Consider the following 22,391-nt stretch of genomic DNA (forward strand, 5'->3'; position numbering starts at 1 on the left):
TAGCGATGTTATCGGCAGGCGCTATATCCCCGGCGAGGGCGCGGCAGCAGTGGAAATCAGTGCCGTACCCATAACGGTATTGGTGGGAAGGCTGGACAGAATGTTGAAGTTGAGCTTACCAAACGGCGGTAAGTTGGTATACGTCCACGTCAGGGTTTGGCCCGTGTGCGTGGCCGCGGGGGTACTGGTAATGAAGTCCAAATGACTATCAAGCGTGACGGTGATGGTGCCGCTAGGGGAGGTGGTGCCTACATTTTCTACGGACACATAATAGCTGAGTGGGAATCCGGCCCGGGCCATGCCATGCACAAACGTGACGCGTAAGTCGGGCTGATTAGGGACTGGCGCTACTCCAAAATCAAGCCCCGTCACCACTTGGCTAATGCCCGTGAGGGTACCGGTGTAAGTTCCCGCAGAACTGGGCTGCGACACCGTGTAGTTAGCCGGTACGTGCGCCAGGCTTAGCGAGTAGGAGCCCGGACTGGCATAGGCTTGCAACTGGCCACCGGGCCCTACTGCTGAGAAAGTGGTATTGCCGGCTTGCACCAAGTTAGCGGTGAGCGGTTGCGGAAAAGCGCCTTCGGTAGCTTCCCGCTTCCCATTGCCATTCTGGTCCAGGTACACCAGCCCGCGCAACGTATTGGCATAAGCATTGAGCCGCGTCACGATGGTACCGAGGCCAACGGTAGTTTGGGCTCCTAGCTGAACCGTGGGTAGGGGAGCCGAAGGGTTACGCTGAGAGGTACGAATAACTGGACCTGCCGCGTACAGATTGCCCCCGGCATCGAAGCCCAGGCCCGCAGGCATAAAATAAGGACTGATAACACCGGCAGTGCTGCGGCCTTGCCAGGCATCGGCCACTGCCCATTGCTCTATCCCCTGGGATGTATAGTGCACGAAGTTATAGGGTGATGTTAGCCGCAGCGTGCTCAAGTTTGTTGGATTGAAGTTATTGCTAATGACGACTGTTACGCCGTTTGTGTTCGCGGCCAAAAGAACACCGGTTGCGGAGCTTCCCCGGGCGTTGGCAGTGCATCGCGCACCCATACCAAAGCACCTGAAGGGTCATATTTGGCTAGGAAGTAGCCATTGAGCACCGTTTGGCTGCCCAGTTGAAACGGAGGGTATGCCGAGCCCGTGACGTAGCATTCGCCGTTGGCATCAGCGGCCGTGCTGTTGATGGTCACGCTGTTGAGGAAAGAGTATTGGGACGGTCCCGATACGCCCACCACGTTGCTCCATTGATGCGCACCGGCCGCATCAAAGCTGCTCAAGAATCCGCTCCCGAGGGCGGCGGCCGTTAGCAAGGGCGTAGCCGTGCCCGCTCCCAGGTACAAGGAACCCTTAACATACCCGCTCACCAAACAGCCACCTCCTGGCTTCGGTCCCAAATACACCGTGCTCAGCAAACCGGAAGTGTCGTGTAGCACACGAACCCACTGCGCGGTGCCGGCACCATTGGCTTTGAGCACAAAAGTGTGATTGGCGTCCACAGTTGTTCCCCCAATCACGCTCGTGGTGCTCGTCGTTCCCAGGATGTAAGCACTGCCAGCCTCATCGGCTACCACCCCAAACTCACCGACGGTGTAAAGGTGGGGCCCGCTACACCGGGCAACGCCTCGGCCCCCTGCAGAGCGCCAGTGGCTGAACATTTGGCATAGAAGGCATCGCCAGTCACCGGCAATGCTACCCCGTCCCAGGTGCCATTGCCACCCCATTGAGCAGCCGCCATAAACACTCCACCCGCGCTGTTATCAGCAGCCAACTGGGTAATGGTGATGTTAAGCAGCGGCTTTGCCCATAGCACGTTGCCAGTGGCGTCGTATTTAATCACCGCGGCAGAGTATGGGGAGTGCCGGTGAAGACGGTGCCATTAACTGTCAGGTGGTCTCGAAAGGGGACGTACACGTAGGTATTGCCGTCCTTATCGGTTGCACTAACCGACCGCGAAACGGTTACCGAATCAGAATCGGTGCGGGCCAGCTTGGCCCAGGCAAAGGATTGGGCCCGCAATGGCCCAAGGCCGGCCACGAACAGGAAAAAGCCAACAGGTAGCAATGGCGTAGCATTTTCATCAGCAACAAGAAAGGGGAGGGATGGAGCCAAAAGCGTGGCCGCGCAGCTAGGCGAACGGCAGGGCTGCTCCGGCCGGAGCGCAGCACCGCGTTCAACTAGCCAGACCAGGACCAGCCGAAAAAGGCTGCTGGTTGATAGAAGTATTTATAGCTTAAATCGCACGCCCAACTGCAGGCCGGTGGCGGTGGGCTGCTGCCGCAGCCCGGTTTCGGTTTTGTACACCGACAGGGCTTGCCAGCGCATGCTGGGGGCCACGCTCACGCTCAGGCGGTTGGTAAGCGCATAGTTCAGCGCCAGCGAGCCCGCCAAGGCCAGGTTCAACGGGCGGAATGGCCCACTGCTGGGCCGGATGGCTTCCGTGCGGAAGTTCTCGCCGTCCTCGGTTATTACCTGGGTGCCGCCCAGAAAAAACTGGAACTGCGCCCCGGCTGCCACGTCGGCCCACCAGCGGCCCGGGCCCATGGTGAGGCGGTAGCGCAGCATCAGGGGTACCGTGAAGAAGCGATAGTTGGGCTGCAACAGGGTAGTGCTAACCGTCTCCTTCTTGCTGATGCGCGGCGTGACGGTATTGCTCACGGAGTGAACGCTGTCGCGCTGCACGGTGGTGGTGAATACGGTGTCCTGCCGGGGCACGTACACCGTGTTGTAGCCAATGACCTGGCCGTTGCTGTTGAAAATGGGCGAAAGCTGGGGCACCTGCACGATACGAATGGAATACGTCCGGTTGGTGGACGTGTAGAACCTAGTGGTGCGCGTGGTGGTGGTGTCGTAGGCCACGCTGATGTCGGTTTTCTTGTTGGTGAGGCGCAGGTCGGCGCCGAAAGTGCTGTAGCCTACGCCGCCGCCCACGCTCAGGCGCGGCGTGAGGCGGTATTCCGCCATCAGCGTGGTATTGAGGCCGGCGCGGCCGGTTTCGTGGTTGCGGCGCAGGGCGGTGAGGCTGTCGCCCTCGGGGCCTTGCAGGGTGAGGGTGTTTTGCTCGGGCGTGGCCGCCAGCAGCAGGCTCCAGCGGTGCCGGAGGGGCGCACGCGGGCCGTATCGGCAGCCTCTGGCGCTACCGTGGCAACAGTTGGCAGCGGCGCGCCAGGTAAGTCGCCGAGCGCGAGCAGGGTGCTATCGGTGCGGCGTTGCAGGCGCAAGAGCTCGGCGCGTTCGGCCCGCAGATTGAGGAGCAGCGCGGCGTGGTTTCCGGCGGGCGGCGTGCTAGGAGCTAACGTGGCAATGCTGGGCAGTTGCGTCAGCGTCTCGCGTTCCAGGGCTGCCAGGGTGCGCAAGGTCGTTGGTATGATTTCGGCGGCTGCCGTAGTACTTACAGTCGTGGCAGAGGCGGCTGAGGTTGGCTCAACTGCCACCACAACAGTTGAGGTTGGGGGCGACGTTTCTGTGGGCGTAACCGCCAGTGCAGCGGGTGAGAATGCTGAAGATGCTCCGTTCGAAAGTTGGCGCTTGTTTTGGTTCGGACTTGTTATCCCTAATCCGTGTGCCTTTTTTGCCGTTAATGACTGGCGCAACCGTGTTTCATTAAGGGCACTCGAAACTGAGGCTTGCCGTTGAGCTAGTAAGCGGTTAACAGTAGAATGCGGTTGAGCTTTGGTTGTAGTCTCGGGGGCTGCTTTATTGAGCTTGCTGCTGCCTTGAGGCGCGCGAGTAGTTGCTGGCGTGGCTATCGTTGAGCTAACTGAAACGACACGCGCTGCCTCGCGTCCTTTTTGGTGCGGCAGTAGCCAGCCCAATACGCAGGCTAGCAGGGCCGTGAGCACGAAGAGCAAGGGTAGGGGCACCAGTCGGCGGCGCACGCGCAACATGGGCGCCGGGGCGGCCAGCCGCTGCTCAATACCAGTCCAGACGTGCGCGGACGGGGGCAGGTCGAAGTCCTCGAATTGGTCGCGCAGGGAATGGTCGAGGCGGTTTTCTTCCGGTTCTTCCATCATAATTTCAAATAGCTAGTCTGCCGCTGGTGCAGCAGGTGGAGTTGTTTGCGGGCCTTGCTCAACTGGGCCTTGGAGGTGCTTTCCTGAATGCCCAGCAGCTCGGCGATTTCGCCGTGGGTGTAGCCGTCCACGGCGTAGAGGTTGAGCACCAGCCGGCAGCCATCGGGCAGCTGCTCGATAAGGGCCAGCACTTCGGCCACGCCCAGGCGGTCAAGCGCGTCGGCATCGGCCGCGTAAGGCTCGGGCACGTCGTCGAGAAGCAGTTGCTGGCGGCGGTGCTGCCCGCTTTGCCAGTGGTTGATGGCCGTAGTAACGACGATGCGCCGCAGCCAGCCTTCAAACGAGCCTTCGGCCCGGAAGTCGCCCAGGCGCGTGAACACCTTCACAAAGGCGTCTTGCAGGATGTCTTCGGCCTCGGCTACCGAGTGCACGTAGCGGCGCGCCACGCCCAGCATGCGCCCGGCGTAGCGTGCGTACAGCAGGCGTTGGGCGGCCGGTTCGCGGCGGCCGCATCGGGAAAGCAGGTCCGATAAGTCAGCAGGTAGAGCTGGCATTTGGGCAAGGTAAGCCTGCGCAATCGGCAGGAGCAGGGCAGACAGCGCAAATGCTTCAAAGGCTGCTATATCCAGAAAATAATATTTTCGCTATTGTCTATTGTCGTCTGATAATCAAGACGAAATACTAGAAAGATTGAGCTAAATAAAAATGTCACACACCACAACTAATGTTTTAGTCATTAAACTAAAACATTAGTTGTATGTTTGCGTTAGCCTCATATGACACCCTAGTCCCAGTACCTTATGGACCCATCCTTCCCCGAACTCACCCGCGCCGAAGAGCAGGTTATGCAGGTGCTGTGGCGCCGCGGCCCCTCCTTCGTGAAGGACGTGCTGGCCGAACTGCCGGCGCCCACGCCGGCCTACAACACCGTTTCCACCATCATCCGGATTCTGGAAACCAAGGGCTTTGTGGGGCACGAAGCCTTCGGACGTACCCACCGCTACTTCGTGCTGGTAGCCCAGGACGACTACCGCCGCTTCTCGCTGCGGAAGCTGCTGGGCGGGCACTTTGGCAATTCCTTCAGCCGGCTGGTGTCCTTTTTCGCCAAAGAAGAAAACCTCGACGCCGCCCAGGCTCGACGAGCTGCTTCGCCACGCTTCCCAACCTCAAACCCCCGATACCGATGAACCCTCTCAGCCTGCTTAACTGGATGTTGCTCAGCACGGTGCTGCTGGGGGCGTGGTGGCTTTGCTACCGGGTGGCGCTGCGCCAGGAGCGCAGCTTTGCTTACAACCGCTGGTTTCTGGTGCTGGGCCCGCTGCTGGCGGCCGGCCTGCCGCTGCTGCCAGTGAGCTGGCCCACGGCGTGGAGCACAAGCCTCGTGGGCGTACCGGCCATGACGTCCATCCTGCTGCCCACCGTGCAGATAAGCGCCGATGGCGCCGTTTCCACCGGCCCGGAGTGGTTTTTCTGGCTTAAAGCGGTTTACCTGATGGGGGTGGCCTTCATGGGGGCGCAGGCGGCGTATGGCCTGGGCAAGCTGTGGCTCAACACCCGCGGCCTGCCCGCGGAGCCCGGCTCCGACTACGTGCTGGTGCAAACCCACGGCCGGCTGCCCACCAGGCTCCTTCGGCCGCGTGGTGCTGTGGGACGAAACCCTGCCGTTGAGCGCCGCCGAAGCCCACCAGGTGCTGCAGCACGAGCCTGGCCCACGTGCGCCAGGGCCACACCTACGACCGGCTGCTGCTCGAGGTGCTGTGCGCCGTGCTCTGGTTCAATCCCTTCGTGCACCTGTGCGGCCGGGCGCTGGGCCTCACCCACGAGTTTCTGGCCGATGAAGCCGCCCTGCGCGCCGGCGCACCATCCGCTTTCTCAACTTCCCGTTCCTACGCTCACCTTTTGGCCCGGCAAGTGGCCACCCGCCTCGGTTTCTCCGTCCCGCTTGCGCACACGTTTTCCCATTCCCAAACCTTACGTCGCATTGCCATGATACACGAAACCTCCCCGCCCGCCGCTGGAAGCAGTGGCTCGCGCTGCCGCTGGTGGCCTTATGCCTTTTCACAATTGCCTGCGAGCGCAACACCGAGTCGATGGCACCACCGAAGACCGCAGCATCTGCTTCTAGCGACGATGCCTCAATGCCGCCGCCACCTCCGCCCCCGGCCGAAGTACCTGATGCTCTGCCTCCTCCGCCGCCAATAGCAAGGAACGACATCAAGCCTGGGCCGGATGGGGTATATACCTATGTGGAAGATATGCCGCAATTACCCGGAGGTGGCGGCCCAACAGCCATCGTACAATACATCCAGAGCCGCTTGGTGTATCCCAATGTAGCCCCTGATAAACAGCCTAGTGGCCATGAATATGTATCCTTTACCGTAACTGATAAAGGGAAAGTCGAGGATATAAAAATCAGGCGGAGCTTAGGGCCTGAATATGATGCCGCCGTGGTTGCTGCTTTGCAGCAATTGCCCACTTTTGTGCCTGGCAAACAAAAAGGAAAGCCCGTAGCGGTCAGCTTTACTCTACCGGTCATGTTTGCCAAGAAGTAGGCAGATAGAATCAAGTAATTGCTTTGTTCTTCTTCGGGCCTATCAGGTCCGTTGACGTCAATAGTTGAGAGAAACCGCTCGAAAAGCCACGGCATTTGCCGGGGCCTTTCTGCGTTAATGTCCGTGGCAACCGCCCGAAATGGGTTAACTTGCGTGTCGTATTGACCTACTAAGCCCCATTTATTCAGTGTTATTTTCCTTTTTGCCGCGCCACGCTGTTGTGGCCGCATCGTTGAGCTTGCTGGCCGCCGCCAGCCTGCCCGCCTGCCAAACACGCCCCGCCGAGGGCGAACCCGCCAGCGGCATTGCCGCCGGGGAGGCGCCTGCCAAGCCGGCTCCGCTGGATTCCGCTCAGCTGCGGGCCCAGGCCATGCGCCGCGACTCGCTCCGCGCCGATTCCATCGTGAAGAAAAGCGGGCAGCTGCCGGGCGCCATCCTGCCGGGCCACCGCATCATCGCGTTTTATGGCAACATCCGCTCGAAGGGCATGGGCATTCTGGGCCGCGAGCCCAAGGAGCAGATGTTCCGCAAGTTTGAAAAGGTACTGGACGAGTGGCGCGCCGCCGACCCCAGCATTCCCGTGCAGCCGGCGCTGCACAACGTAACCATCACGGCCCAGGGCACCCCCGGCAAGGACGGCAAATGGCGCCTGATGAACTCCAAGGCCACCATTGAGGAGGTCATCAAATGGGCCCGCGAGCACAATTGCATCCTTTTCCTCGACGTGCAGGTGGGCCACAGCACCCTGGCTGCCGAGCTGCCCAAGCTGGAACAATACCTCAAGTCGCCCGACATCCACCTAGGCATCGACCCCGAGTTCTCGCTGGCCACCATGCCCGGCGTGCGCCCCAACCAGAAAATCGGCACCTTCGACGCCAAGGACGTAAACTTCGCCGTGAGCTTCCTGGCCCGCATCGTGAGCGAAAACAAGCTGCCGCCTAAGGTGCTCACCGTCCACCGCTTCACGCGGAAGATGATTACGAACTACAAAAACATCAAGCTCGACCCGCGCGTGCAGATTGTGATGCACATGGACGGCCACGGCGAACCGACCCTCAAAAAGGACTCCTACCACGACTACATTCAGACGGAGCCCGTGCAGTACACCGGCTTCAAGCTGTTCTACGAGTACGACGCCCGCCCGGCCCCCCACCACATCATGACACCGAAAGAGGTGATTGCCCTCACGCCCTCCCCGCTGTACATCCAGTACCAGTAAGGAGTGACTGAGCGGCTGAGTGACTGAGTGAAGTAACCGGGTGTTATTGGCTCAGCCACTCCTTCAATGAAAAAGGAACGCCCCGGCAGGTAAAACTGTCGGGGCGTTCTGCATTCCACAGCGGCTTTGAGTTTGGTATACAGGTAGCGTGGACTCTGCGAGTCCGCGCGTCGTTCGGTCCGCATCGCCACGCGCGGACTCGCAGAGTCCACGCTACCCGTGCACGGTTACGAAAACCGCTCTGGGTAAGAAGCCAAAAGCGGATTCACTCAGTTACTCCCTCACTCAGTCACCGTTAGTGGGCGTCCAGGCTAATCTTGCCCGTCACCTTCACGCGCTTGATGAGCAGCACCAGCGGCAGGCAGGCAAGGAAGAAGAAGCCCAGCATGGAGAACACCTGCGAGTAGGTAATGATGGAGACCTGCTTCATCAAAATGCCGTTGAGGGCGGCGTAAGCCTGCTGCTGGGCCTGCTCGAAGGAGAAGCCCCGCGCCATGAAATTGTGGGTGAAGGCCTGCACGCGCTGCACGGTTTCGGGGTCGTAGAGCGAGATGTTGGCCGACTGGCCGTTGCGGTTTTGCATGAGGCTACGCTCGAGGTAGGTGCCCACGATGGCCACGCCAAACGAGCCGCCGAGCTGCCGAATCATACCGGTGAGGCCCGCGGCCTGGCCCGCGTCTTTGCCCTGCAGGCCTGCCAAGCTCATGGTGGTAATGGGCAGGAAGATGAGGCCCAGGCCCACGCCGCGCACCATCAGCGGCCAGAAGAAATCGGCCTCGCCGGCCGTGGGCGAGATGCGCGCGGCCATCCAGAAGGTGAAGAAAAAGAAGATGGTGAAGCCCACCGGAATCATGTATTTCTGCGGCACGCCGGCTTGCAGGGCCTTGCCGATAAGCGGCATCATAAAGCCCGAGGCCAGCGCGCCGGGCAGCAGGATGAGGCCCGTTTGCGCCGCCGTAAAGCCCAGAATGCGCTGCGTGAATATTGGAAATACGAACACCGAAGAGAACAGCCCAAAGCCCAGAATGAAGGACAGAAACGCGCCCACTGCCAGGTTGCGGCTTTTGCCCAGCACGCGCAAATCCACGATGGGTTTATCGGCCGTCAGCTCGCGCCAGATAAAGCCCACGATGCCCACCACCGCGAGCACCGTGAACAAGTTGATGTACGCGCTGTCGAACCAGTCCTCGCTTTCGCCCTGCTCCAGCACAAGCTGCAGCGAGCCCACGCCCAGAATCAGCAAGCCGATGCCCGACCAATCAATCTCACGCAAGGGTCGCGGCACCGCATTCCTGATGCGCTCGGGGTCGCGAATAAACAGCATGGTGAAAATGGCCGCCAGAATGCCCACAGGCACGTTCACGTAGAAAATCCAGGGCCAGCCCAGGTTGCTGTCCACGATGTAGCCGCCCAGCGTGGGGCCGATGGTGGGCCCGATAATCACGCCCATGCCAAACAACGCCTGGCCCAACGGCAGCTGCTTGGGCGGGAAAGTGTCAATCAAAATAGACTGCGACGTGGCCATGAGCGCACCGCCGCCAATACCCTGAATGAAGCGGAAGGCCACCAGCTCCCAGATATTGGTGCTCTGCCCGCAGGCGATGGAGGCGATGGTGAAGATGAGCACCGACGCGAAGTAGTAGTTGCGCCGCCCGAACTGCTCGGCCAGAAAGCCGGTCATCGGAATCACAATCACGTTGGCGATGCCGTATGAGGCTATCACCCAGGTTACTTCCTGTTGGGTGGCCGAGAGGTTGCCCATCATTTGGGTCAGGGCCACGTTCACAATGCTGGTGTCAATGAGCTCCAGCAAGCAGCAGAGGACCACCGTGACAACGATAATCCACTTGGTAAATCCGGTTTCCATCGGTGATTTAGTGAAATGGTGAATTAGTGAAGTAGCTTGGCTGTGCGGCTTGCGCAGGGCCTAATGCTTGCCTCTCTAAATCTTATGGAAGAAAATACTTTACAATCCAGGGCTGCTTTCAACCAAGCATTGCGGGAGCGAACCAAGGCTGCTGCATTGCGCATTATTGCGTTGTATCAGGGCCTGCCGCGTACAGGAGAAGCCGCAGTAATCGGCAAGCAGTTGCTGCGTGCGGCCACTTCTGTAGCCGCTAATTATCGGGCGGCGTGCCGAGGCCGTTCGGCCGCCGAATGGTATGCCAAACTCTGCATATGCGTGGAGGAAGCCGACGAATCTCTTTTCTGGTTGGAATTAATTGGTGACGCGGCCATTATGCCAAAGTCCCGACTAGAACACATCAGCCAAGAATACCTAGAAATAGTCTCCATCCTGGCCACTGCTCGTAAGAAAGCAAAAGCGGCGATTCAGTTAAATGGTGAATTAGTAATACTGTGATTTGACGGGAATAAGAGAAAGTCTGCTCGCTAAATCACTGAATCACTAATTCACTAAATGACTACTTCACCTGCACCACGGCGTTCACGCTCATGCCGGCGCGCAGGGGTGTTGGGGGTCTACTTTATCCAGCACAATTTTTACGGGCACGCGCTGGGTCACTTTCACGAAGTTGCCGCTGGCGTTGTCGGGGGGCAGCAGGGCAAAGCGGGCGCCGGTGGCGGCGGAGAGCGACTCGATGTGACCCTGGAAATCCTCGTTGGGGTAGGCGTCTACTTCCAGTTTCACGGGCTGGCCCACTTTCATGTCTTCCAGGCTGGGTTTCCTTGAAGTTGGCGATGACCCAGGTTTTCTCGCTGGCCACGAGGCCCATCAGCTGCTGGCCGGGGGCTACTACCTGGCCGGGCTGCACGTTTTTCTTGCTCACGATGCCGTTGCCGGGGGCCACCAGCGTGGTGTAGCTGAGCTGAAGCTTGGCGTTGTCGAGGTCGGCCTGGCGCTGTTTTACCACGGCCTGGGCCACGGCTACCTGCTGCTGGGCGGCGGCTACCTGCTGGCGGGCCACGCTCACCTGGTCGGTAGCAGTGGCGCGCTGGGCGCTGGTGGCGCGCAGGTTGGCCTGCACGGCGTCGTACTCACTCTGCGGGATGATATCCTGCTGGCGCAGGAAGGTGCTGCGCTTGAGGTCTTTTGCAGCTTGGCCTGGTTGGCCTCGCTCACGCCGATGGTAGATTGAGCCGTGCGCACGTTGGCCTGAGCCGTAGCCACGCTGGCGCGGGCCGCCAGCACCTGGGCCTGAGCAGCGGCCAGGGCCGCTTCGGCGGCGTTCACGCGCTGCTGGTAGTCGGCGGCATCGAGGACGGCCAGCACGTCGCCTTTTTCACGGGCTGGTTGTCCTGCACCTTCACGTCGAGCACCGGGCCGCCCACGCGGGGCAGAATCGGGTACACGTCGCCTTCGACCTGGGCGTCGTCGGTGCTTTCGTGGGCTTTGGCAAACTGGTAGCGCGTCCAGCCATAGTAGGCGCCGGCGAGCACCACCACCGCCAGGATAATCAGGATGAGCGGGTTGCGCCGCTTGGGCTCCTCCATGAGCGGACCGGCCTCGGTCGAGGTGGCGTTGGGGTAAGGAGTCGGGGCATTTTGCACAGGGGGGTGATTTCGGTCTGGGCCATCTTAATCGAATTAAGAATGAGGAATTAAGAATGAAGAATTACGAGGGAAAAGCGAGAATGAGAAGTCTGAAATGAAGGGCGCCGCCGAAACGGTCAATTCTTCATTCCTCATCCTTCATTCCTCATTGAGCAAAGGGGCGCGCACCAGCATGGTGGCGCAGGGGGCGGTGCGGAGCACGGTTTCGGCAGTGCTGCCCATGAGAAAGCGGGTGAGACCGGTGCAGCCGTGCGCCCCGATAACAATCAGGTCGGCCCGGTGGTGACCAGCTGCGGCCACAATTTCGGCCGCGGCCTCGCCTTGCACGATGCCGATGTGCACCCGCGGGGCCCCGGCCTGCTCGGCCTCAGCGCGCAGCTTGTTGAGCCGTTCGGCGCAGGCTACCGGCCGCTCCGTAGCCGGGGTGCCGGGCCGCCGGCCGGCGGGGTATTCCTGCGGCTCGCACACGTGCAGCAGCCGCAGGCTCGGCCCCGGTGGCTGCAGCCAGCGCCGCCGCGTACGCCACCAGCCCCGATGACGCAGCCGAGAAATCGAGCGGGCAAAGGATGGTGGAGAGGTTCATTTTTAGGGTAAGAGGGTGTGAGGGTAGGAGGGTAAGAGTCAATAGGTGGCAGGAGTGAGGGCCAGGGTCAGAAACAACGCTTGCCCTCTTATCCCCATACCCTCTTACCCCAAATGCCTATTGCCAAATCTGCTCGCCGGTGGCGCGCTTGAGCTGGAACTGGCCCAGGGTGTAGTTGTAGATGGCCTGAGCGCGGGACAGACGGGCTTGGGCCAGGCGGGTTTCGGCGTCGAGCACGTCGAGGTTGGTGCCAACGTCGTAGCGGTAGCGGGCCCGGGCCCGGGTGAGGGCGTCGGTGGCCTGGGCGATTTGCCGCTCCGCGTTGTCGTAGCGGGCCTGGCTGAACTCCATATTGTTGGCCGCCTGGCGCACGTCGGCGCGGATTTGTTCCTGCGCGTCCTGGGTGCGGGCCACGGCGCTGCGGGCGTTGGCGAGGGCTTCCACCCGCTGGTTCTTGTTCTTGTTGCCGTCGTAAATTGGCACCGAGAGCTGCACCACGCCCACCGTGTTGGGCCGGATTTGGTTGAGGTCGGGCAGGTAGCCGTTTTTGGCGCCTACCTGGGCGCCCACTCCAAGGCTGGGCAGGTTGCTGCGCTCCACGAGGCGCTGCTGAAGCGTGGCGGTGGTTTCGGCGTCGCGCGCCAGCTTGATTTCGGGGCGGTTTTCGAGGGCTTTCGTTACCTCGGCGTTCACGTCTACGGGCTGGGGCTGGAAGGCCAGGCGGCCTTTCACCGGCACGTCGGCCTGGGTGGGCTTGTGCAGCAGGCGCGCCAGCTGCACCTGCTGGTTGCGGAGCTGGTTCTGCAAGTCAATTCTGGTGTTTTGGGCCTGCGTGATGCGCACGTCGGTGGTGGTCACGTCGAAGCGCGTGCTCACTCCTCCCTGCACGCGCTTCTCCATCTCATTGCGGTGGGCCCGCAGCGAGGCAATCTGCGCGTCCTGCACCTTGATGCTCTCGCGCATAAACAGGATGTTGTAGTACACCTGCGCCGCGTTGAAGGCCAGGTCGCGCTTCGACACGGTCACGTTGTCGCGGGCCGTTTGCACCTGCGCCTCGGCCACTTTCACCTGCGCGTCGCTTTTGCCAAAGTCCAGCAGCAGGTACTGCGCCGTGATGTGTGCGTCGTAGTTGTTGTTGGGCGCCAGTGCAGGGTTTCGCCGCCGAAGGGCAGCTTCACCACCGGGTCGATGCGGGTGTAAGTGGCCGTGCCGGTTACCTGGGGCAAAAAGCCGGTGCGCGTCTGGGCCAGGCGGCCGCTGGCGGCGTTGGCTAGCTCGTCGAGCGAGGTAATTGCCGGATTAGCATCGAGCACCGAGCGCAGGGTGCCGTCCAGCGTCAGCGAATCCGAGATTACGTCAACGCCGGGCGCCGTCTGCGCTGAGGCTGCCCCGCCGCCCAACCAGGCCAGCGCCAGCACGAAGACAGCCGGAGATGAAATGCGTGAAAACATAAGTAAGTGCAAGTGTTAGTTGCCGTGCCCTTACCGAAACTTGTGCCAGGGATACACTGAGCCGTAAATCACCTTGGAATCAATCGTTGTTGGTTATTTATCAGATGATTAGGGTGATAAAAGGTTTTTGTCGAACAATAGATGACCTGAGTTGTATTCCTTAAATAATAGGAATCCCTGTAAATGAACTCCTCATATTTCAGGAAAACGCCAGCGAATTTGTTGCTGAAGCCTCATGCCGGAAAAAGACGAAACTCTGCTGCTACACCTCAATGAAGCCATCGCTACCATTCGTGACAAGGACTCGCTGTTTAAAGTCGTCACCACCAAGCTGCGGCTCATCTTTCCTTTCGACCTCATCGGCATCAACGTTTTCGACGTGGAGCTGAAGCAGAAGCGCCTGTTTCTGCGCGACTACTACGGCGCCGAGGAGCGAGCCCCGCGGCCGGCCGAAATGGACCAGTTCACCCCCATCGCCGGCTCGCCCGTCGAAAAGCTCGTGGCCGACCCGCGGGTGCAGCAAATCACGCTGGCCGACTACCTGCGCGACTACCCCGACTACGAGCCCCTGCAGCGCATGCAGCAGCAAAATATTTCCCAGCTAACCGTGGTGCCCCTGCGCACGAGCGGGCACCTCACGGGCTTCCTCACGCTGGCCTCCCGCCGCCGGCCCAATCTGACGGCGGGCGACGAAAAGCTGCTCGAAAAAATAGGCTCCCTCATAGCCGTGGCCGTGGCCAACACCCTGGCGTTTGAGGAAGTGGCGCGCCGCGAGCAGGAGCGCACCCTGCAGCTCAACATCACCAACGCGCTGCTCAGCATCAAGCAGCGGGAGCCGCTGTTTCGGGCCATTGCCGAGGAATTGAGCCGGCTCGTGCCATTCGAGTACTTCGGCATTCGGGTGCAGCGGGCCGGGCAGGAAAAGATGTTTGAAGTATTTGCCGAGTTCTCCCGCTCGGCCCCCGGCGCCCCGCTGGAAGCCCTTGCGCCCGACCGCGACCTGGACCAAACCCTCACCAACACGGCTGGTATTTTTCAGCAAAGCACCGGGCTGCTCCACACCGCGGCCATTTATTCCGGGCCCGAGTTCAAGGACCTGGCCGTGCGCTACCCGCGCCTGCGCTACGTGTACGAGCACTACGGCACCCGCGCGCTGCTGGTGGCGCCCATCTGGCAGCGGCCCGACGGCGCGGCCGTGCTCACGCTCTCGGCCGCCCGGCCCGACGCTTTCCGCCCCGAAGACCTGGCCACGGTGCTGGCCCTGGTGCCCCAGATTGCGCTAGCCCTGGAAAACCTCTTTGCCTTCGAGCAAATTGAGGAGCTGCGCGCGCAAGTGGAGCAGGAGCGCACCTACCTGGTCGATGAAATCAACACCTCCGCGCGCTTCGGGGCCGATTCGGGCACTTTTGTCGGCAGCGGGCCGGCCTTGCAGCACACGCTGCTGCGCATCCGCCAGGTCGCGGCCACCGACACCACGGTGTTGATTTCGGGTGAAACCGGCACGGGCAAAGAGCTGGTGGCCCGCGAGCTGCACAACGCCTCGCCCCGCCACGCCCGCGCCCTCATCAAGCTCAACTGCGCGGCCCTGCCGGCTCAACTCATCGAAAGCGAGCTGTTCGGCCACGAAAAAGGCGCCTTTACCGGCGCGGTGGAGCGGCGCATCGGCAAGTTTGAGCTGGCTAACGGCGGCAGCATTTTCCTGGACGAAATCGGCGAGCTGCCCCTTGACCTGCAGGCCAAGCTGCTGCGCGTGCTGCAGGAACGCGAGTTCGAGCGCCTGGGCGGCACCAAGGTGCTGCACTCCGATGCCCGCGTCATAGCCGCCACCAACCGCGTGCTGGCCGACGAAGTGGCCGCCGGCCGTTTCCGGGCCGATTTGTACTACCGGCTCAACGTTTTTCCCATAGCGCTGGCGCCCCTGCGCGAGCGCCGCGAAGACATTGAGCCGCTGCTCCGCCACTTTGTGCAGCGCCTAAGCAAGCGCCTGGGCAAGCCCATCCGGCAGGTGCGCCCCGCCGACCTGGCCGCCCTGCAGGCCTACACATGGCCCGGCAACATCCGGGAGCTGGAACACGTGCTCGAACAGGCCATTATCGTGAGCCAGGGGCCATTCCTGGAATTTATGGGGTTTGCGGCTGCGCCCTGTTGGCCCAGCCGGCCGCAGCGCTATTGCCGGGCCCCGGGCCCCTGAAAACCCTGCGGGAACAGGAGCGTGACCACATTCTGGCAGCTTTGCACCGCACCGGCGGGCGGGTGAGCGGCGCCCAAGGGGCGGCCCTGCTGCTCGATATCAACCCCAAAACCCTGGAAGCCCGCATGAAAAAGCTCGGCATCCGGCGCACCGTGATGGGGTGACGTAAAGCAGGGGGAAGTTTGCTGGCTGTATAAGTAATCAGCAAAAACGTTGTAGCGACGCATATTTGCGTCTCGTCGTTGAACAACCTTCGTTGCACAGCTGGTGCGGCTATCGTTCAACAACGAGATATGCGTTTCTACATGGTCTCGCCCTTACCTCTTGTCCCGATGAAAACGTTAGCTGACATGGTGTTGCTGGGTGACCCCGCCTGTACGAAAAGTGCGAGCCGGTGACCCAGGCCGACTTGCCTCACCTGGCCGGCTGGGTGGCCGACCTGGACAACGTGATGAATGAGGTGCGGGCCCGGTACCACTTCGGCCGCGGCATTGCGGCGCCGCAGCTGGGCATCATGAAGCGCCTAGTTTACCTCAACCTCGACCGGCCGATGGTGCTCATCAACCCCGAGCTCACCGACCAAAGCGAGGCCATGTTTGAGCTCTGGGACGACTGCATGAGCTTCCCCAACCTGCTGGTGCGGGTGATGCGCCACTCGGCCGTCACGGTCCGGTACCTGGACGAGCACTGGCAGCCGCAGGTCTGGCCGGTGCAGGACGCCCTGTCGGAGCTGCTCCAGCACGAATGCGACCACCTCGACGGCGTCCTCTGCACCATGCGTGCCATCGACCAGCAGTCATTCCGCTGGAAATCCTGACTTTGCCGGGCGTCTTCCTATTGCCAGTGGTACAGAAGAGCTGGGAGAGCTGATTCCCAGAACTCCATGCAGTGTCTTGAAAAAGTTGCCTATTATTTCCCGGCGAGGCTACCGGTAACCTTGGAATATGCTATTCCTCTATTGTTTGCACAGCTAGCTTAAACACCGAGTTTGATAGCGTGACCAATAGCTTGATTTACTGAGTGCTTTCCACGCCGGACAAATTATCGTAATATTTATAAGCGACATAACTCGTTATCAGGTCTTGGAAAATAAAAGGAAAAACTGTCTGAACAGTAGAAAATATTTTGTAATACTTAAATAATTTTTATGGCTTTTCATTGTATATTAGTAAAGGTAACAGCCGGTTCTGTTGCCAATATTATTGATTAACAAGTGATAATCTCATCATTTAAGCTGACATCCTGATTCAAAGTTGAGCTAATTAATCAATGTTATAACATTAGTATTATGATAAAAACCTACACCCTACTGACAACGGAACTCTAGTTCTACACTACTAATCCCGTAGCGGGGTATCCCGCTAGCCTGTGTAGCCCCGCACTTTCTTTCTGGTCTTACTGGCAGAATTACACCAGTCCTCTGACTTAGAGACGATTCCCGCTCCTTGTAAGAAGTTGCAACTCGCTGCTGTGCCTAACCGGGCCCGGTTACACAGCGCCCCATGCCCTTAGTAATTACCGGGTCCGCCGTATTACGGCGCTAGTAGCACCCGGTCTCACAGCCAACTGGCTGTCGTACCGCCCTGCATAAAAACGGAACCTTAAATCATCCTTGCCTATGAGGAAGTGGCCTTTGTGTGCTTGATTGGGAACGTCTGAATGTCAGTTAATACAACTGATTGTTAGCACATTGATGCCCGACGCCACCCAAGGCTTTCGCATTAATCCTGCCAATTACAATTGCTCCCTCAATGATAAGGCCTTCGCCTTACCGGGGCCCTTTAATCATAAATTGTTTTTTGTTAATAACCAACGCTAATAACCAACGCCATGAAAACCAATATTTCAGCTTTCGTCTTCTTTTTGTTTGCGCTTTTCAGCTATGGAACTGCTTCAGCGCAACATCCAAACGTTAAGAGCCCTGTTACAGTCAAGGATATAGGAACCCAGTTAGAGATAAAATACGACATATCTGGCCTAGGTAATATTCGTTCTACTCAGGCAACGTTGACTTACGACATCCATGTCGAAACCCAATGCAGAAATCACGGAGGTAATGTAGCTCCCGGGCAAAGCTATGACGACGACGACCATATCGACACCTTTACAATTCCTGTGAATAACGGCAGAGCGAGAGGCACTTATACAACCAAAGCCATTGTGATTGACCAGTCTAAAGCAGATTGCCCAAATGGCGGCTGGACTGCCGAACTTGCTGATGTAACATTTTCAAATGTAGTCTTCAAAATAGGAGGCGTACAGTATTACCCACCGTTGCCTTGAGCACTTAGCGCTCGCCGTAACGAATCCTGCTTCTAAATGGAGCCTTATCATTCGCGCCGACGTTTAGAGCGACGTTTAGTTCGTCGCCTTGAGTCAAGAATCAGCGGCTTACCATGTGCAGCTAATTCGCCCTATACCAATGAAATGGAAAGGATTATGTTATGCTGCAAAAGTGGATCCGCATAGCAATGAAGAAGCTAGTAGTGCCAACTGCGTTACTAGCTTCTCTTTGTTGTTCGGCAGGGATGGCTCAGTCCCTTCAAAGTCCTGTCAGCTTTACCACCAATACAATAAGGGGAACGGTTATAGACTCGGCTAGCTTGGAAGGCTTAGGCCACCTTGTGGTTGTATCGCAGGAGAACGGCAAAACTGGAGCCGCGCTAACTACTGCTACTGCTGATAATGGTTGGTTTGAGCTAAAAGTATTGCACAATAAAAGCCATCAACTCTTGCTCAGCCACCTGGGCTATCGGTCCAGAACCATCGAGGTTCCGGCTTTCGCCACCGCGGCGCTCGACTTGGGCACCATAATGCTGGTCCCCACCGCCACGCAACTCAACGAAGTGCAGGTAATGGCCCCAAAACCACTCATTGAACACGACATCGACAAAATCAGCTACAACGTGGAGGCTGACCCGGAAAGCAGCACGCTGACCGCTCTGGAGATGCTGCGCAAAGTGCCCCTGCTGAGCGTCGATGCCGACGACAACCTGCAGCTCAACGGCAAGAGCGACTACCAGGTGCTTATCAATGGGAAGCCATCTTCGCTCTTTGCGCAGAACCCCAGCGAGGTTTTCAGCAGCATGCCGGCGGGCATGATTAAGCGCATTGAAGTACTTACCAATCCGCCCTCCCGTTACGATGCGCAGGGCGTGGGAGGCGTGCTGAACATCATTACTCACAAGAAAAGCCTCAATGGCTACAACGGCTCGCTGAATGCGGGCGCTAGCAGCCCCAAGGGTCTGTCGTACGGCGGCTACACCAGCGCCAAAATTGGGCTGTTCAACGTCTCGGCCAACGCGGGAGGGCAGGAGCGGGCCAGCCCAACTTCGCGCCGCAGCAGTGTTAGGGAAGACTACATCCGCCAAAGCCGCCTGGAACAAACCAGTACGGGGCGCAACAGCAGCCACTCGCAGTACCTGAGCGGCGAGGCCGGCTTCGAGCCCAATGCCCAAAACCAGGCGAGCGTGAGCTATGGCTTTAATCGGGGGCGGGGCGATAACGCCAGCGTGCAGCAAGCCCATGCTAAATGGCGCGGGCGAATTGAAGCAGGCCTACCAGAACCTGAACGCCGGCCACAATGCACAATCCGGCTACGATGTGGGGCTGAACTACCAGCACAACTTCAAAAACAACGACGCCCGATTGCTTACCCTGGCTTACAAAGCCAGCACCAATACCAGCCTTAACAGCAGCGATTTCAGCGTGTTGCCCCTCCTGAACTACCAGGGCCGCGTAAGCAACACCCGCAACGACGACCGTACCCGGGAGCAAACCCTGCAGCTCGATTACGTGCAGCCAATTGGGAAGCAAACCCTGGAAATGGGCCTTAAAGCCAGTTTCGAACGCAACGGCAGCAACTACTTCTACCAAACCCGGGATTCGCTCACCGATGTATTCGTGCTCGACCCGCGGTTGAGCAACAACTTCAGCTACGAGCAGGCCATTCAGGCGGCCTACAGCAGCCTCATTATAAAAAAGAACAAGTGGCGCCTGCAGGCCGGCGGCCGGCTGGAAATAACCCGCCTGGACGCCGACTTCCGGACTTCCGGCACCCTGGCCCGCCAGCACTACACCAACCTAGTGCCCAGCCTGAACATCTCGCGCCAGGCTCAAAGAGGCTAGTACTCTCAGCGCCTCGTACACGCAGCGCCTGCAACGGCCCGATTTATATCTGCTCAACCCGTACGTGGACCTGACCGACCCGCAAAACATCTCCTACGGCAACCCCGGGCTGCAGCCGGCCACCACCCATGTAGTCAGTGTCGGGTTCAACAGCTTTGTTAAAAGCACGTCCATCAATGTTGGGCTGGCGCACGACTTCACGGCCAGCGCCATCCAGCAGCTCACCACCCTGGGGGCCGACTCGGTAGCCCGGACCACTTCGGGCAACGGCGGCCGAAACCAACGAACCAACCTCACGCTCAGCAGCAACACCACTCTTTTTCGCAAGCTCACCATCGGCGCCAACGGCACCCTGGCCCACGTCCGGTTTAGCAGCACGCTGGGGGGCGGGCGCGCACCAACCAGGGCTTAACGCTCCAGGCCTCGGCCAATGCCAGCTACCGGCTCGGCAAAACCTGGCGAACCAGTGGCAGCCTGGGCTACTCCTCGCCGGGCATTCTGCTGCAGGGCAAGGGCGCAGGCACCCTCTGGAATACCGTGGCGGTGAACAAGGATTTGCTGAGAAACAACAAGGCCCGGGTTAGCCTGTCCGTCAGCAGCCCGTTTCAGCAATACCGGCGGACTTCCAGCGAACTCACCGACGTTACCTTTCAGCAGGCGCAGGAATCGCGCGTTGTCATTCGCCGCTTCAACGTGGGGTTTACTTACCGCTTCTCGAAAATCTGAGTTCAAGACGGCGCGGCGGTTTTGGTCCGGCAACCTGGATTGGCTCAACTAAAACCGGCCAACAGCTGCCTCACCGAAATACATCCTGAATTGGATAGCCTGCCGCGCAAGCCAGCCGTATACCCCGATATCTTTCCACAAATCAATCAGATATCAACGCCATGGCTAATACCACCAGCACGCCGCAGCACACCGACCCGGCCACCAAGAACAAAGAGAAGAAAAACGAAGTGGAGGTGAAAGACAAGCCCTCGGGCAAGACCGTTAAGACCCAGAAGAAGTAATTTCTTCAGGATACAAAAGAGCCCGGAATGTCTGACGTTCCGGGCTCTTTTGTTTGAATCCGGGCTCTTTTGTTTGAAAATCTACGAGTGAATGACAACGACTGCCCGCCTATTTCCAGGCGTGCAGCAGGCGCCGCACCAGGATAATTTCGCCGGTGTGGTAGGCCGTATGGTCGGCAATGAGCATGGCTTCGCGCAGGATGGTCTGGCCGGTGCCGTGTGGCAATGGCGCCAGCAAGTCGGTGGCGGCGGTGTGAAGCAAGTCGATGAAGCGCTGCCGGTCGGCGCGGATTTGCGCCAGGGTCTTTTGCCAGGCTATTTCGTCGGCGGTAGCGTCTTTGGCGGGCCAATAGCCGGCTGGCCAGTCCGGCGATTCGTACTTCGGGTCGAGGCAGAACTCCACGATGTCGTACTGCGTGATGCGCACGTGCTCGGCCAGCTGCCAGACGGTATACGGCACGTCTGGCACGTGCTTATTCCAAAGCGCTGGCATCAGGCCGGCACAGGCCTCCTCGAAGGTGACGTGGGCGTGGCCCTTGGTGAGCAGGCCGATAAGCTCGGCTACCAATCCTGCTCGGGTCGACTTTTCCATGTGCTTGGCTATTTAGGTGGATTTGAAATCGGCCGGGGCGAGGACTTGAATTTACGATTATCAACCTGCAGCGCGCACCGTGTTGCGCACACCAGCCGAGGGAATGGGCGGCGGAAGTGCCGCTTACTCGGCCAGCCACTGTGTGGCGTGGTACTCGCCCGGCCCCAGGAAAAGCCGAAGCAGGTCGTCGGTCATTTTGGGGCCGTTGGAGCTGTTGGTGAGAAACACCAGGCTTTCCTTTTGGTTGGGCAGGGTCAGGTAGAAGCCTTTGAAGCTGCCATTGTCGCCCCACTGCCACTGGGCCAGGCCTTGGCTGGTGGTGGCCAGCCCCACGCCGCAGGCCCAGGCAATAAACGGGTCGGTGGCAGTGGCGGGCTTGCCGTAGCGCCGGGCCTCATTGGCCGCGGTGAGGAGTAGCTGGGCAGTACCCGGTTTCAGATTCCGTCCGGTCATCAGGGCCTGCACAAAACGACTGTAATCGGCGGCCGTACTGAGCAGGCTATATGCTCCGAAGTCCGCCGGGAAGTGGTTGATGGCCGTGGGCTGGCTCTTGCCGTCGTGCCCCGAGGCCGCGTTGGCGGCGAACTTCTCCTGCCACATAAAGCTGCTGTGGGCCATGCGAAGCGGCCCAAAAACTTCCTCCCGCGCCAGCGTCTCAAACGACTTGCCGGTGAGGTGTTCCAGCGTTTTTGCAGAAACACGTAGCCCTCGCCGGAGTAGTTCCAGCAGCTATCGGGCGCAAATTTCAGGCGCAGGGGCGCCGTGTTCCACTCCGGGCTGAGGGGATTGGCGGCCCAGTTGGGGAGGCCGGCGGTGTGGCCCAGCACCATGCGGGCGGTGATGCGGTCGGCGTTTGGGGCGCCCTGCAGGCGCGGGTAGGCATGGTAGCCCAGCAGGGGCTTGTCCAGGTCGAACACGCCGCGGTCGAATAGGCGCAGCGCTATGTAAGACAGGACGGCTTTGCCCAGCGAAGCCGCCTCGAAGGCGGTGGTGGCATCGACGGCTGCCGCGCTGCCGGCCGCGCGCACCCCTAGCGCGTACGAAGTAACCGATTTGTTCTTGGTGTACACCAGCCTGCATGCCCGGCACACCGGCCTTCTGCATCAGGGTGAGGAGGGTGGCGGCCGTGGGCGGCGTTTGGGCGC

General features: G+C 59.8%; 28 protein-coding genes and 5 pseudogenes. 14 read left to right on the forward strand and 19 right to left on the reverse strand.

Annotated features, from left to right (window positions below; genetic code table 11):
• Positions 1–21: 21 nt before the first annotated feature.
• From ACFQT0_RS04160 to ACFQT0_RS04190, 7 genes are all read right to left on the reverse strand, one after another.
• A complete protein-coding gene (locus ACFQT0_RS04160) occupies positions 22–897 on the reverse strand; it encodes a hypothetical protein (protein ID WP_380200625.1) in 876 nt (291 codons plus the stop codon).
• Positions 898–968: 71 nt separating this feature from the next.
• The gene (locus ACFQT0_RS04165) at positions 969–1,472 is read right to left on the reverse strand and encodes a hypothetical protein (RefSeq protein WP_380200627.1); all 504 of its coding nucleotides are present in this window, start codon (positions 1,470–1,472) and stop codon (positions 969–971) included.
• 89 nt (positions 1,473–1,561) lie between these two features.
• The gene (locus tag ACFQT0_RS04170) at positions 1,562–1,834 is read right to left on the reverse strand and encodes a hypothetical protein (RefSeq protein WP_380200629.1); all 273 of its coding nucleotides are present in this window, start codon (positions 1,832–1,834) and stop codon (positions 1,562–1,564) included.
• Positions 1,831–2,106, reverse strand: coding sequence for a hypothetical protein (locus tag ACFQT0_RS04175; protein WP_380200631.1), 276 nt, complete (start codon positions 2,104–2,106; stop codon positions 1,831–1,833). Before ACFQT0_RS04175 ends, ACFQT0_RS04170 begins: the two co-directional genes overlap by 4 nt.
• A 114-nt stretch (positions 2,107–2,220) precedes the next feature.
• Positions 2,221–2,958, reverse strand: coding sequence for a hypothetical protein (locus tag ACFQT0_RS04180; RefSeq protein ID WP_380200633.1), 738 nt, complete (start codon positions 2,956–2,958; stop codon positions 2,221–2,223).
• The gene (locus tag ACFQT0_RS04185) at positions 2,958–3,350 is read right to left on the reverse strand and encodes a hypothetical protein (protein WP_380200635.1); all 393 of its coding nucleotides are present in this window, start codon (positions 3,348–3,350) and stop codon (positions 2,958–2,960) included. The genes ACFQT0_RS04180 and ACFQT0_RS04185 overlap by 1 nt, the downstream gene beginning before the upstream one ends.
• Positions 3,351–4,003: 653 nt before the next feature.
• Complete coding sequence (locus tag ACFQT0_RS04190) at positions 4,004–4,561, reverse strand: RNA polymerase sigma factor (RefSeq protein WP_380200637.1); 558 nt, start codon at positions 4,559–4,561, stop codon at positions 4,004–4,006.
• Positions 4,562–4,807: 246 nt separating this feature from the next.
• Here ACFQT0_RS04190 and ACFQT0_RS04195 point away from each other — a divergent pair, with 246 nt between their 5' ends.
• The gene (locus ACFQT0_RS04195; protein ID WP_380200639.1) at positions 4,808–5,194 is read left to right on the forward strand and encodes a BlaI/MecI/CopY family transcriptional regulator; all 387 of its coding nucleotides are present in this window, start codon (positions 4,808–4,810) and stop codon (positions 5,192–5,194) included.
• A gap of 100 nt (positions 5,195–5,294) precedes the next feature.
• Here ACFQT0_RS04195 and ACFQT0_RS04200 read toward each other — a convergent pair whose 3' ends face one another.
• Positions 5,295–5,459, reverse strand: coding sequence for a hypothetical protein (locus ACFQT0_RS04200; RefSeq protein WP_380200641.1), 165 nt, complete (start codon positions 5,457–5,459; stop codon positions 5,295–5,297).
• A gap of 312 nt (positions 5,460–5,771) precedes the next feature.
• Between ACFQT0_RS04200 and ACFQT0_RS04205 the strand changes: the two are divergent.
• From ACFQT0_RS04205 to ACFQT0_RS04215, 3 genes and pseudogenes are all read left to right on the forward strand, one after another.
• Positions 5,772–5,939, forward strand: a pseudogene (locus ACFQT0_RS04205) (hypothetical protein); the annotation flags it as partial.
• Between the two features lie 110 nt (positions 5,940–6,049).
• Entirely contained in the window at positions 6,050–6,559 is a 510-nt protein-coding gene (locus tag ACFQT0_RS04210; protein WP_380200643.1) for an energy transducer TonB, read from the forward strand.
• A 187-nt stretch (positions 6,560–6,746) separates the two neighbouring features.
• Positions 6,747–7,778 (forward strand): hypothetical protein, encoded by a 1,032-nt coding sequence (locus tag ACFQT0_RS04215; RefSeq protein WP_380200645.1) that lies wholly within the window; start codon positions 6,747–6,749, stop codon positions 7,776–7,778.
• A 295-nt stretch (positions 7,779–8,073) separates the two neighbouring features.
• On the opposite strand, the gene ACFQT0_RS04220 is transcribed toward ACFQT0_RS04215, so the two are convergent.
• The gene (locus ACFQT0_RS04220) at positions 8,074–9,645 is read right to left on the reverse strand and encodes a DHA2 family efflux MFS transporter permease subunit (RefSeq protein ID WP_380200647.1); all 1,572 of its coding nucleotides are present in this window, start codon (positions 9,643–9,645) and stop codon (positions 8,074–8,076) included.
• An 84-nt stretch (positions 9,646–9,729) separates the two neighbouring features.
• On the opposite strand from ACFQT0_RS04220, the gene ACFQT0_RS04225 reads away from it, so the two are divergent.
• Positions 9,730–10,140 carry a four helix bundle protein gene (locus ACFQT0_RS04225; RefSeq protein WP_380200649.1) on the forward strand — a complete coding sequence of 137 codons (411 nt, stop codon included), beginning with the start codon at positions 9,730–9,732 and terminating at the stop codon, positions 10,138–10,140.
• Between the two features lie 90 nt (positions 10,141–10,230).
• On the opposite strand, the gene ACFQT0_RS31525 is transcribed toward ACFQT0_RS04225, so the two are convergent.
• The 7 genes and pseudogenes from ACFQT0_RS31525 to ACFQT0_RS04255 form a co-directional block, all read right to left on the reverse strand.
• The gene (locus ACFQT0_RS31525) at positions 10,231–10,446 is read right to left on the reverse strand and encodes an HlyD family secretion protein (protein ID WP_449272039.1); all 216 of its coding nucleotides are present in this window, start codon (positions 10,444–10,446) and stop codon (positions 10,231–10,233) included.
• Positions 10,445–10,765 (reverse strand): annotated as a pseudogene (locus ACFQT0_RS31530) (efflux RND transporter periplasmic adaptor subunit); the annotation flags it as partial. The pseudogene ACFQT0_RS31530 and the gene ACFQT0_RS31525, both read right to left, overlap by 2 nt.
• Positions 10,708–11,010: a hypothetical protein gene (locus tag ACFQT0_RS04235; protein ID WP_380200653.1), complete on the reverse strand. Its 303-nt coding sequence runs from the start codon at positions 11,008–11,010 to the stop codon at positions 10,708–10,710. The pseudogene ACFQT0_RS31530 and the gene ACFQT0_RS04235, both read right to left, overlap by 58 nt.
• Positions 10,968–11,288, reverse strand: a complete 321-nt coding sequence (locus ACFQT0_RS04240; RefSeq protein ID WP_380200655.1) for a hypothetical protein — start codon at positions 11,286–11,288, stop codon at positions 10,968–10,970. The genes ACFQT0_RS04235 and ACFQT0_RS04240 overlap by 43 nt, the downstream gene beginning before the upstream one ends.
• A gap of 141 nt (positions 11,289–11,429) precedes the next feature.
• Positions 11,430–11,843, reverse strand: a complete 414-nt coding sequence (locus tag ACFQT0_RS04245) for a universal stress protein (protein WP_380205906.1) — start codon at positions 11,841–11,843, stop codon at positions 11,430–11,432.
• A 148-nt stretch (positions 11,844–11,991) separates the two neighbouring features.
• Positions 11,992–12,942: a TolC family protein gene (locus tag ACFQT0_RS04250; protein ID WP_380200657.1), complete on the reverse strand. Its 951-nt coding sequence runs from the start codon at positions 12,940–12,942 to the stop codon at positions 11,992–11,994.
• Complete coding sequence (locus ACFQT0_RS04255) at positions 12,939–13,325, reverse strand: hypothetical protein (RefSeq protein ID WP_380200659.1); 387 nt, start codon at positions 13,323–13,325, stop codon at positions 12,939–12,941. Before ACFQT0_RS04255 ends, ACFQT0_RS04250 begins: the two co-directional genes overlap by 4 nt.
• A gap of 235 nt (positions 13,326–13,560) precedes the next feature.
• Between ACFQT0_RS04255 and ACFQT0_RS04260 the strand changes: the two genes are divergently transcribed.
• The 9 genes and pseudogenes from ACFQT0_RS04260 (at position 13,561) to ACFQT0_RS04300 (ending at position 20,654) form a co-directional block, all read left to right on the forward strand.
• On the forward strand, positions 13,561–15,516 hold the full coding sequence (locus ACFQT0_RS04260; RefSeq protein WP_380200661.1) for a sigma 54-interacting transcriptional regulator: 1,956 nt from the start codon (positions 13,561–13,563) through the stop codon (positions 15,514–15,516).
• A complete protein-coding gene (locus tag ACFQT0_RS04265; RefSeq protein ID WP_380200663.1) occupies positions 15,495–15,680 on the forward strand; it encodes a helix-turn-helix domain-containing protein in 186 nt (61 codons plus the stop codon). Before ACFQT0_RS04260 ends, ACFQT0_RS04265 begins: the two co-directional genes overlap by 22 nt.
• A 168-nt stretch (positions 15,681–15,848) precedes the next feature.
• Positions 15,849–16,333: pseudogene (locus ACFQT0_RS04270) on the forward strand (peptide deformylase).
• A 1,013-nt stretch (positions 16,334–17,346) separates the two neighbouring features.
• Complete coding sequence (locus ACFQT0_RS04275) at positions 17,347–17,799, forward strand: hypothetical protein (RefSeq protein WP_380200665.1); 453 nt, start codon at positions 17,347–17,349, stop codon at positions 17,797–17,799.
• A gap of 530 nt (positions 17,800–18,329) precedes the next feature.
• Positions 18,330–19,208: a TonB-dependent receptor plug domain-containing protein gene (locus ACFQT0_RS04280; RefSeq protein WP_380200667.1), complete on the forward strand. Its 879-nt coding sequence runs from the start codon at positions 18,330–18,332 to the stop codon at positions 19,206–19,208.
• Entirely contained in the window at positions 19,120–19,644 is a 525-nt protein-coding gene (locus ACFQT0_RS04285; protein WP_380200669.1) for an outer membrane beta-barrel protein, read from the forward strand. Before ACFQT0_RS04280 ends, ACFQT0_RS04285 begins: the two co-directional genes overlap by 89 nt.
• A gap of 49 nt (positions 19,645–19,693) precedes the next feature.
• Positions 19,694–20,056, forward strand: a complete 363-nt coding sequence (locus ACFQT0_RS04290) for an outer membrane beta-barrel protein (protein WP_380205907.1) — start codon at positions 19,694–19,696, stop codon at positions 20,054–20,056.
• A gap of 11 nt (positions 20,057–20,067) precedes the next feature.
• Positions 20,068–20,370 (forward strand): annotated as a pseudogene (locus ACFQT0_RS04295) (outer membrane beta-barrel protein); the annotation flags it as partial.
• Positions 20,371–20,531: 161 nt separating this feature from the next.
• Positions 20,532–20,654, forward strand: a complete 123-nt coding sequence (locus ACFQT0_RS04300; RefSeq protein WP_380200671.1) for a hypothetical protein — start codon at positions 20,532–20,534, stop codon at positions 20,652–20,654.
• 109 nt (positions 20,655–20,763) lie between these two features.
• Here ACFQT0_RS04300 and ACFQT0_RS04305 read toward each other — a convergent pair whose 3' ends face one another.
• The 3 genes and pseudogenes from ACFQT0_RS04305 to ACFQT0_RS04315 form a co-directional block, all read right to left on the reverse strand.
• On the reverse strand, positions 20,764–21,246 hold the full coding sequence (locus ACFQT0_RS04305) for a DinB family protein (protein ID WP_380200673.1): 483 nt from the start codon (positions 21,244–21,246) through the stop codon (positions 20,764–20,766).
• Between the two features lie 123 nt (positions 21,247–21,369).
• On the reverse strand, positions 21,370–21,975 hold the full coding sequence (locus tag ACFQT0_RS04310) for a serine hydrolase domain-containing protein (RefSeq protein WP_380205908.1): 606 nt from the start codon (positions 21,973–21,975) through the stop codon (positions 21,370–21,372).
• Positions 21,951–22,337: pseudogene (locus ACFQT0_RS04315) on the reverse strand (serine hydrolase); the annotation flags it as partial. The gene ACFQT0_RS04310 and the pseudogene ACFQT0_RS04315, both read right to left, overlap by 25 nt.
• Between the last annotated feature and the right edge of the window lie 54 nt (positions 22,338–22,391).

Source organism: Hymenobacter humi (assembly GCF_042665855.1).
GTDB classification, from domain to species: Bacteria; Bacteroidota; Bacteroidia; order Cytophagales; family Hymenobacteraceae; genus Hymenobacter; species Hymenobacter humi.

Excerpts from the sequence above, each read along its gene's own strand:
- ACFQT0_RS04225 (WP_380200649.1), top strand. The coding sequence starts at position 9,730 with ATGGAAGAAAATACTTTACAATCCAGGGCTGCTTTCAACCAAGCATTG.
- ACFQT0_RS04190 (WP_380200637.1), bottom strand. The coding sequence starts at position 4,561 with ATGCCAGCTCTACCTGCTGACTTATCGGACCTGCTTTCCCGATGCGGC.
- ACFQT0_RS04280 (WP_380200667.1), top strand. The coding sequence starts at position 18,330 with ATGCTGGTCCCCACCGCCACGCAACTCAACGAAGTGCAGGTAATGGCC.
- ACFQT0_RS04255 (WP_380200659.1), bottom strand. The coding sequence starts at position 13,325 with ATGTTTTCACGCATTTCATCTCCGGCTGTCTTCGTGCTGGCGCTGGCC.
- ACFQT0_RS04220 (WP_380200647.1), bottom strand. The coding sequence starts at position 9,645 with ATGGAAACCGGATTTACCAAGTGGATTATCGTTGTCACGGTGGTCCTC.
- ACFQT0_RS31525 (WP_449272039.1), bottom strand. The coding sequence starts at position 10,446 with ATGAAAGTGGGCCAGCCCGTGAAACTGGAAGTAGACGCCTACCCCAAC.
- ACFQT0_RS04300 (WP_380200671.1), top strand. The coding sequence starts at position 20,532 with ATGGCTAATACCACCAGCACGCCGCAGCACACCGACCCGGCCACCAAG.
- ACFQT0_RS04195 (WP_380200639.1), top strand. The coding sequence starts at position 4,808 with ATGGACCCATCCTTCCCCGAACTCACCCGCGCCGAAGAGCAGGTTATG.
- ACFQT0_RS04180 (WP_380200633.1), bottom strand. The coding sequence starts at position 2,958 with ATGGCGGAATACCGCCTCACGCCGCGCCTGAGCGTGGGCGGCGGCGTA.
- ACFQT0_RS04260 (WP_380200661.1), top strand. The coding sequence starts at position 13,561 with ATGCCGGAAAAAGACGAAACTCTGCTGCTACACCTCAATGAAGCCATC.
- ACFQT0_RS04305 (WP_380200673.1), bottom strand. The coding sequence starts at position 21,246 with ATGGAAAAGTCGACCCGAGCAGGATTGGTAGCCGAGCTTATCGGCCTG.
- ACFQT0_RS04275 (WP_380200665.1), top strand. The coding sequence starts at position 17,347 with ATGAAAACCAATATTTCAGCTTTCGTCTTCTTTTTGTTTGCGCTTTTC.